This window comes from Thiococcus pfennigii, assembly GCF_016583835.1.
Lineage (GTDB): Bacteria > Pseudomonadota > Gammaproteobacteria > Chromatiales > Chromatiaceae > Thiococcus > Thiococcus pfennigii.
Genome location: NZ_NRRW01000088.1, coordinates 1 through 9,395 on the forward strand (window position 1 = coordinate 1; position 9,395 = coordinate 9,395).

The following is a 9,395-nucleotide window of genomic DNA, read 5'->3' on the forward strand; positions in this document are numbered from 1 at the left end:
ACCGGTACCGCGCCCGAGGCGGCCGCGCGCCAGCTCGAGGCGGCCCGGCTCGCGGCGCTGGCGGCCAAGCAGCGGCTCGCCGCCGCCCACGCGCGGCTGGCGCTCGCGGGCCAGGAGAAGGCCCTCGCCGAGGCCCGGCTGGCCCTCCAGACCGAGGAGATCGCCCAGATCGACGGCGACCTGACCTTCCCCCGCGAGGTCCTCGACGCCGAGCTCGCCGAGCTCGCCGAACGCGAGGCCGCCCTCGAACGGCGCATCACCGCGCTGAACCGCGCCGCCGACGTCGCCGAAGGGGCCCTGTTCGAGGCGCGCCGGCGCCTGCAACGGGCCGCCAACGGCGCGGACAAGGCGCTCCTGGAGGCGCAGGTCGCCGCCCGCGAGGCGGAGCTCACGGCGGCCCGCCGCGGCGCCGACCAGCTGCGCCAGGCGATCGACGATATCGCCACGGCGCGCACCCTCTGGGAGCGACGCCACGCGCTGATGCAGGACGCGGACGGCGAGCCGCCCCTGGCCGACTGGCTGAGCGAGACGCGTGCCCTGCTCGACGAGATCGGCGAGCGCAAGGATGCGGTCGAGGCCGAGATCGCCACGCGGCGCTCGATGCAGCTCGCGCTCTCGCGGCGCTTGGCCGAGACGGACCTCGAGCCGCGCCTGCACCAGGCGCTCGAAGAGCGCCGCGCGGCGCTCGATGCCCAACAGCGGCGTGCCGACGAGCTGCTGGTGGTCCAGGACGAGCTGCGCTCGCTGGCCGAGCGGCTCGTCGACCAGCTCGAGCCGCGGGTGCGGCAACGCTCGCTCGGCCAGCACCTGGAGGAGGCCGGGGTGCGTCTGGCCGCCTGGTGGGACACCGAGCTGTTCGTCCTGCGCGACCAGGGCATCTACGTGCGCGACCTGGTGACCGCGGTCGGGGTCTTCGCCCTGGTCATGGTCGCCGTCTCGCTGCTGCGGGCCCTGCTGCGCCGCACCCTGCTGCCGCGCCTGACCAACGACCAGGGGCAGGAGCGGCGCACGGCCCGCGCAATCGTCCTGGCGCTGATCCGCAACACCACCCAACTCTTCGTCGTCGTGGTCGCCTTCTATGCGGCGATGGCCGCCTCCGGGCTTGCCGAGGGACAGCTCGAGTCCTGGCTGTGGACCGCGTTGGTCGTCGTCCTGTGGTTGCAGATCGGCATCTGGGCGACCGCCGGGGCCGTCGACCTCGTCAACCGCCAGCGCAGCCGCCGCGAGCTGCGCGACCCCTCGGCGGTCAGCGGCTACGGGCTGATCCTGTTCTTCGTGCGGGTCGGCATCTGGGCGGTGGTCCTGATCTCGGTGCTCACCCACTTCGACTACCCGGTGACCGGGCTGATCGGCGCCCTCGGCGTCGGCGGCATCGCCATCGCGTTCGCCGTCCAGAACATCCTAGCCGACGTCTTCAACTCGATGGCCATCATCCTCGACAAGCCCTTCCGGGTCGGCGACTTCATCGTCACCGGCGACACCTTCGGCGTCGTCGAGCAGATCGGTGTGAAGACCACGCAGATCCGCAGCCTGTCGGGCGAGCAGGTGATCCTGTCGAACACCGACATCCTCAACAGCCGCATCCGCAACTACAAGCGGATGCGCGAGCGGCGCGTCGTCTTCAAGCTCGGCGTCGTCTACCAGACCCCGCCGGAGAAGCTCGAGCGGATCCCGCGGATCATCGAGACCATCATCCGCGGCCAGCCGCACGCCCGCTTCGACCGCGCCCACTTCTTCGAGTACGGCGACTTCGCGCTGACCTTCGAGATCGTCTACTACGTCCTCGGCGCCGACTACGGCGTCTACATGGACACCCAGCAGGCGATCAACCTCGCGATCTACCGCCGGTTCCAAGAGGAGGGCATCGACTTCGCGTACCCGACCCAGGAGCTGATCCTCCGTCACGCCCCCCCCGCCAAGGCGCTGCGGCCCGAGGCATGACGGGCGCGCCCCAGACCGTTCGCCCGTCGAAACGCCCGGGGCGAAGAAGCCCCGGCACGCAGGGCGGTTTGCCCCGATAATGGCACCCTTCGCGGCCCCCCGGACATCCCCCGGATCGCCGGGGGCCGGCCGCATCCCCGGCAGGCGCACAGCAGACGCCTAACACAATCAAGGTGGTATCGAGATTTGACGCCAAGCCAGGATCAGATTCGGCTGCGCGGGGCGCGCACCCATAACCTCAAGAACCTGGATCTCGACCTGCCGCGCGGCCGCCTGATCGTGCTGACCGGGCTGTCGGGCTCCGGCAAGTCGTCGCTCGCCTTCGACACCATCTATGCCGAGGGCCAGCGCCGCTACGTCGAGTCCCTCTCGGCCTACGCCCGCCAGTTCCTGTCGGTCATGGAGAAGCCCGACATCGACCACATCGAAGGGCTCTCCCCGGCCATCGCGATCGAGCAGCGGACCACGTCCCACAACCCGCGCTCGACGGTCGGCACCATCACCGAGATCTACGACTACCTGCGACTGCTCTTCGCCCGCGTCGGCGAGCCGCGCTGCCCGGAGCACGACGCGCCGCTCGCGGCCCAGACGGTCAGCCAGATGGTCGACCAGGTCCTCGCCGAGCCGCCCGGCACCAAGCTGATGCTGCTCGCCCCGGTGGTCTCGGCGCGCAAGGGCGAGTACCAGCGTCTCCTCGCCGAGCTGCACGCCCAGGGCTTCATCCGCGCCCGGATCGACGGCGACCTCTACGAGCTCGACGACCCGCCCGAGCTCGACGCCAAGCGCCGCCACGACATCGAGGTCGTCGTCGACCGCTTCCGGGTGCGCGACGACCTGGCCCTGCGCCTCGCCGAATCGTTCGAGACGGCGCTGCGACTCTCCGAGGGGCGCGCCCGCATCGCCTGGCTCGACGAGCCCGAGCGGCCGCCGCTCACCTTCTCGGCCGCCTTCGCCTGCCCGATCTGCGGCTACAGCCTGCCGGAGCTCGAGCCGCGCCTCTTCTCGTTCAACAACCCGGCCGGCGCCTGCCCGGCCTGCGACGGGCTCGGCATCGAGCAGTTCTTCGACCCGGCCAAGGTCGTCCTGCACCCGGAGCTCAGCCTCGCCGGCGGCGCCGTGCGCGGCTGGGACAGGCGCAACGCCTACTACTTCCAGATGATCCGCGCCCTCGGCCAGCACTATGGCTTCGACCCCGAGGCGCCCTGGAGCGACCTGCCGGAGGCGGCCCGCCAGGTCATCCTCTACGGCAGCGGCGAGGAGCCGATCGCGCTCGGCGTGCCGGGCGAGCCGGGGCGCAAGGCACCGACCCGGCGCCCGTTCGAGGGCATCATCCGCAACATGGAGCGGCGCTACCGCGAGACCGAATCCAACACGGTCCGCGAGGAGCTGGCCCGCTACCTCTCCGATCAGCCCTGCCCGGCCTGCGGCGGCACCCGGCTCAACCGCGCGGCGCGCCATGTCTTCGTCGCCGACCGCCGCCTGCCGGACCTCGCGGCGCTACCGGTCGGCGAGGCGCTGCACTTCTTCGAGGCCCTGACCCTGCCCGGCGCGCGCGGCGAGATCGGCGCCAAGATCATCAAGGAGATCGCGACCCGGCTGCGCTTCCTCGTCGACGTCGGCCTCGATTACCTGACGCTCGAGCGCAGCGCCGACACCCTCTCCGGCGGCGAGGCCCAGCGCATCCGCCTCGCGAGCCAGATCGGCGCCGGCCTGGTCGGGGTCATGTACATCCTCGACGAGCCCTCGATCGGCCTGCACCAACGCGACAACGAGCGGCTGCTGCGCACCCTCGTGCAGCTGCGCGACCTCGGCAACACGGTGATCGTGGTCGAGCACGACGAGGAGGCGATCCGCCGCGCCGACCTGGTCGTCGACCTCGGACCCGGGGCCGGGGTCCACGGCGGGGAGATCATCGCCCAGGGCACGGCCGAGGAGATCGCCGCGAACCCCAGGTCGCTGACCGGCCAGTACCTCTGCGGCGCGCGCCGGATCGAGATCCCGCCGGCGCGCCGCCCGCGCGACCCGCAGCGCCAGCTGCGCGTGCTCGGCGCGACCGGCAACAACCTGCGCGACCAGGACGTCGCGATCCCGGTCGGCGCCTTCTGCTGCATCACCGGGGTGTCGGGGTCGGGCAAGTCGACGCTGATCAACGACACCCTCTACCCGGTCGCCGCCCGCCATCTCAACGGTGCCAGCCTGCGCCCAGCGCCGCACCGCGCCGTCGAGGGGCTCGAACACTTCGACAAGGTCGTCGACATCGACCAGAGCCCGATCGGGCGCACGCCGCGCTCGAACCCGGCCACCTACACCGGCCTCTTCAACCTGGTGCGCGAACTGTTCGCCGCCGTCCCCGAGGCACGCGCGCGCGGCTACACGGCCGGGCGCTTCAGCTTCAACGTCAAGGGCGGGCGTTGCGAGGCCTGCAAGGGCGACGGCCTGATCCGCGTCGAGATGCACTTCCTGCCCGACGTCTACGTCCAGTGCGATGTCTGCAAGGGCCGACGCTACAACCGCGAGACCCTCGAGATCCGCTACAAGGGCAAGACGATCGACGAGGTCCTCGACCTCACCGTCGAGGACGCCCTCGCCTTCTTCGCCCCGATCGCCGCGATCCACCGCAAGCTCCAGACCCTGGTCGACGTCGGCCTCGCCTACGTGCGCCTCGGCCAGAGCGCCACGACCCTCTCCGGCGGCGAAGCCCAGCGCGTCAAGCTCAGCCGCGAGCTCAGCAAGCGCGACACCGGCCGCACCCTCTACATCCTCGACGAGCCGACCACCGGGCTGCACTTCGAGGACATCCGCCACCTCCTCGGGGTCCTGCACCGACTGCGCGACGACGGCAACACCGTCGTCGTCATCGAGCACAACCTCGACGTCATCAAGACCGCCGACTGGATCATCGACCTCGGCCCCGAGGGCGGCGACAAGGGCGGCGAGATCATCGCCTGCGGCACCCCCGAGCAGATCGCCGCCGAACCGCGCTCCTACACCGGGCGATTCCTCGCGCCCCTCCTCGCGCGGGGCTGGTAGGACTAGGGCGGGAAAGCAAAGCGCATCCCGCCATGCCCGCCATTCACAGGGTCGCCAATCGCGCCCCTCGCACAGGACGTAGGGCGGGAAAGCGCAGCGCATCCCGCCATGCCCACCATTCACAGGGTCGCCAATGGCGACCCTTGCAAAGCCCGACGGCCCATGGGAGAGCTGTCCGAGAACATCGCGAGCGACGCGACAAGTCCGTCCCATCGACGGCGGGATGCGCCGCCGTGGCGGTAGCGATCGAGATCGCGAAGGCGGGATACGTTTCGCTCGATCGCAGGCCGTGAGATTCGGATCGCCAGCGGCGGGATGCGGATCATCGACGGCGGGAGCGGGTCATCGACGGCGGGATGCGCTTCGCTTTCCCGCCCTACGCCTCGGGGCACCACAGGCGGCGATGAGGATGTTCAATGCGCCTCGTCCCAGTTCGCGCCGACGCCGATGTCGACGAGGAGCGGCACGGCCAGCTCGGCGGCCCCCTCCATCGCCTGGCGGATCGGCCCGGCGGCCTCCTCGACCCAGTCCTCGGCGACCTCGAAGACGAGTTCGTCGTGCACCTGCATGATCAGGCGCACCGGTGGGCGCTCGCGCTCGATCCAGCCGTCGACGGCGATCATCGCCCGCTTGGTGACGTCGGCCGCGGCGCCCTGCAGCGGCGCATTGATCGCGGTGCGCTCGGCCGCGGCGCGCCGGCCCTGGTTGCTGTGGTCGATGTCGGTGAGATAGAGGCGCCGGCCGAACAGGGTCTCGACGTACTTGTCCGCGTGGGCCTGGGCGCGGGTGCGCTCCATGTAGGCGCGCACGCCCGGATAGCGGGCGAAGTAGCGATCGACGTACGCCTGGGCGGCGCCCCGCTCGATGCCGAGCTGGCGGGCCAGCCCGAAGGCCGACATGCCGTAGATGAGCCCGAAGTTGATCGCCTTGGCCGAGCGGCGCTGCTCGCCGGTGACTGCCTCGGGCGAGAGCCCCAGGATCTCGGCGGCGGTCGCGCGGTGGATGTCCTGCCCGGCGGCGAAGGCCGCGAGCAGGCGCTCGTCGCCCGAGAGGTGGGCCATGATGCGCAGCTCGATCTGCGAGTAGTCGGCGGCGAGCAGGCGGTGACCCGACTCGGGCACGAAGGCGCGGCGGATCTGGCGCCCCTCGTCGCGGCGGATCGGGATGTTCTGGAGGTTCGGGTCGCTGGAGGAGAGCCGACCGGTCGCCGCGACGGCCTGGTGATACGAGGTGTGCACGCGCCCGGTCGTCGGGTCGATCATCTGCGGCAGCTTGTCGGTGTAGGTCGAGCGCAGCTTGGCGAGCCGACGGTGCTCGAGGATCAGGCTGGGCAGCTCGTAGCCGTCGGCGGCGAGCTGCTCGAGGACCGCCTCGGACGTCGAGGGCGCGCCGCTCGGGGTCTTGGCGACGACCGGCAGCCGCTGCTCGTCGAAGAAGATGGCGCCGATCTGCTTCGGCGAGCCGAGGTTGAAGGGCCGCCCGGCGGCGGCATGGGCCTGCTCTTCGAGCGCCTGGATACGTCCGGTCAGCGCGCGGCTCTGGACGGCGAGCAGGTCGCGGTCGATGCGCACGCCGGCCCGCTCCATGCGCGAGAGGACCGACACCAGCGGCATCTCGATCTCGCGGTAGAGGCACGCCAGGCTCGGTACGGCCTCCAGGCGCGGCCAGAGGGTGCGGTGCAGGCCGAGGGTCACCTCGGCATCCTCGGCGGCGTAGGGGCCGGCCGTCTCCAGCGGCACCTGGTCGAAGGTCAGCTGTTTGGCGCCCTTGCCGGCGACCGCCTCGAAGCGGATCGTCTCGCGCCCCAGGTACTTCTTCGCCAGCGCGTCCATGTCGTGGCGGGTCGCGGTGCTGTCGAGGACATAGCTCTCCAGCATGGTGTCGTGGGCGATGCCGGCCAGGTGGACGTCGTAGCGCGCCAACACGCTCATGTCGTACTTGAGGTTCTGCCCGACCTTGGCGCGCCGCGGGTCCTCGAGCAGGGGCTGCAGCCGCGTCAGGACATGATCGCGCCCGAGCTGCTCCGGGGCGCCCGGATAGGCGTGGGCGAGCGGCACGTAGGCGGCCCGCCCCGGCTCGACCGAAAAGGAGACCCCGACCAGCTCGGCGCGCATGTAGTCGAGCGAGGTCGTCTCGGTGTCGAAGGCGAAGAGGTCGGCCTCGGCGAGCCGCGCCAGCCAGGCATCGAAATCCGCCTCTGTCAGGACCAGGTCGTAATGCGGCGCGTCGTCGGCAGCCCTGTCGTCGCCGGGCAGGGTCTCCAGGAGCCGCCGCGCCTCCAGACGCTGGTACCAATTGCGCAGCGCGGCGACATCCGGCTCGCCCGGGCGCAGGTCCTCGGGGCCGAAGTCGAGCGCGACATCGCAGCGGATCCGCGTCAGCTCGCGCGCGAGCGGCAGCTGCGCCAGGGCGGCGCGCAGGCCCTCGCCGGCCTTGCCCTTGATCTGGTCGGCGTGGGCCGTGACACCGTCGAGGTCGCCATAGGCGGCGAGCCACTTGGCGGCCGTCTTCGGGCCGCAGCCGGCCACGCCGGGGACGTTGTCGACGCTGTCGCCGGTCAGGCTCAGCAGATCGACGATCCGCTCGGGCGCGACGCCGAACTTGGCCTGCACGGCCGCGCGGTCGAAGAGCGTATCGCTCATCGTGTTCACCAGCGTGACCTGCTCGCCGACGAGCTGCGCCAGGTCCTTGTCGCCGGTCGAGATCAGGGTGTCGAGCCCGGCCTCGGCGGCGCGCGTCGCCAGCGTGCCGATGACGTCGTCGGCCTCGACGTCCGGGACCACGACGAGGGGCAGCCCCATCGCCCGCACCACCGCGTGCAGCGGCTCGATCTGCGCGCGCAGATCCTCCGGCAGCGGCGGGCGGTTCGCCTTGTAGGCCGGATAGAGGTCGTCTCGGAAGGTCTTGCCGGGCGCATCGAAGATGACCGCGATCCGCTCGGGTCGATGGGCATCGATCAGCTTGCGCAGCATGTTGAGCACGCCGACCAGCGCCCCGGTCGGCTCGCCGCGCGAGTTGGTCAGCTTCGGCAGCGCGTGGTAGGCGCGAAAGAGGTAGGACGAGCCATCGACGAGGATGAGCGAGTAGGGTTTGGTCATCTTGTTGCTGCGGCCTGGGACGAAGAGGCCCCGATGCTACCCGCCCGCGCGGCGGTCGAACAGTCGCCCGGCGGGTCGCTTCCCCTGACGCGGGCCAGGGACATGGCCGATGGGCGGCGCGCAGCGGAGGGGAGCGACGCGCGCCGCCCGCGGCACCTCCAACACCCGCGCTGAACGCGGCGAAATGCAGTACGATGCGCGGGCCGCGCCAGACCTGGGCTCCCGGGTGCTGGCCGCGGAGCTCACCGATCCCTCGCCCAACGGGCACTCGGCACCTGCCGTTGGGTACTTCGATCCAGAGGAAAGCAGCGTGTGCGCGCATGGGTGTACGCGCGAGCCCACGTGCGCGCCTGCACCGCGATCGTCATCCGGCCGGCGGCCCGCGCCCGAGAGGCACGAGGCGGGTGTCGACACGCGGCGGCCAGTCGCCCTGGAGGCGACGACAACCCTCTGCAAACAACTGTCTCAAAAGGCATACCGCGCGCGACGGGGACGCGCGGAGCGGCGCACAAGTCAAGTCCGAGGGCCTTGGCCGGCCCGACTCGACCACCACCAAATTAGAGACCCGAAATGACGGAAATACACAAGAAACCGACGGTGATCATCTCCTCGCTCGACGCCGAGCGACTCGAGCGGCTCATCGACTCGTTACCGAGCGAGTCCTTTCCTGGCAAGGGCGACCTCGAGGCCGAACTGGACCGTGCGGACGTCGTAGCGCCGAAGGATGTCCCAGCGACGGTGGTCACGATGAATTCCACCGTCCGGTTCGAGGTCGATTCCTCGCTCGAGGAATTTTGCCTGACACTCGTGTATCCCAAGGACCTCGACGGCTCCGGTGGCAAGATCTCGATCCTCGCACCGGTCGGCAGCGCGCTGCTCGGGCTTTCCCAAGGAGACGAAATCGAATGGCCCAAGCCAGGTGGTGGCATGTTGCGCGTGCGCATCAAGGAAGTCACCTATCAACCGGAACGTTCCGGCGAGTACCATCGGTAAGCGACGATTCAAAAACAACCGGCGCATCTTCCTTTAAACTAGTGCCTGAACGGAAAGTCGTTTTCAATAGCAGGAACAATGCCTTATAATCGAATCCGGCACCGGAAGTCGAGTGGCCGGAAATCGCCGGCAGGCACGGCGCCGTCGCTAACTGACTGATTGTTCGTCGCCGCGGGTGGCGGAAGACCGCCGGTCGTGGCCGTCACGGTATTGGATCCGCAAAACTTCGTTCATTCCCAATTCCCATGCGCGAGATCATCAACCCGCAATTGCAGCTCGGTGAACAGGACATCGGCGCCATCGTGATCGACGCCAAGTCGCGCGATGACATCC

At 70.3% G+C, this 9,395-nt stretch carries 4 protein-coding genes; 3 read left to right on the plus strand and 1 reads right to left on the minus strand.

Annotation, left to right across the window (positions count from 1 at the left end):
* Positions 1-1,941, plus strand: a 1,941-nt coding sequence (locus CKO41_RS17160; protein WP_200383166.1) for a mechanosensitive ion channel domain-containing protein, incomplete at its 5' end; no start/stop codon positions are given.
* A 186-nt stretch (positions 1,942-2,127) separates the two neighbouring features.
* On the plus strand, positions 2,128-4,971 hold the full coding sequence (gene uvrA / locus CKO41_RS17165) for an excinuclease ABC subunit UvrA (protein WP_200383167.1): 2,844 nt from the start codon (positions 2,128-2,130) through the stop codon (positions 4,969-4,971).
* Between the two features lie 413 nt (positions 4,972-5,384).
* On the opposite strand, the gene polA is transcribed toward uvrA, so the two are convergent.
* A complete protein-coding gene (gene polA / locus CKO41_RS17170) occupies positions 5,385-8,069 on the minus strand; it encodes a DNA polymerase I (protein WP_200383168.1) in 2,685 nt (894 codons plus the stop codon).
* A 570-nt stretch (positions 8,070-8,639) separates the two neighbouring features.
* On the opposite strand from polA, the gene rnk reads away from it, so the two are divergent.
* Positions 8,640-9,062, plus strand: a complete 423-nt coding sequence (gene rnk, locus CKO41_RS17175) for a nucleoside diphosphate kinase regulator (RefSeq protein ID WP_200253760.1) — start codon at positions 8,640-8,642, stop codon at positions 9,060-9,062.
* Positions 9,063-9,395: the final 333 nt, after the last annotated feature.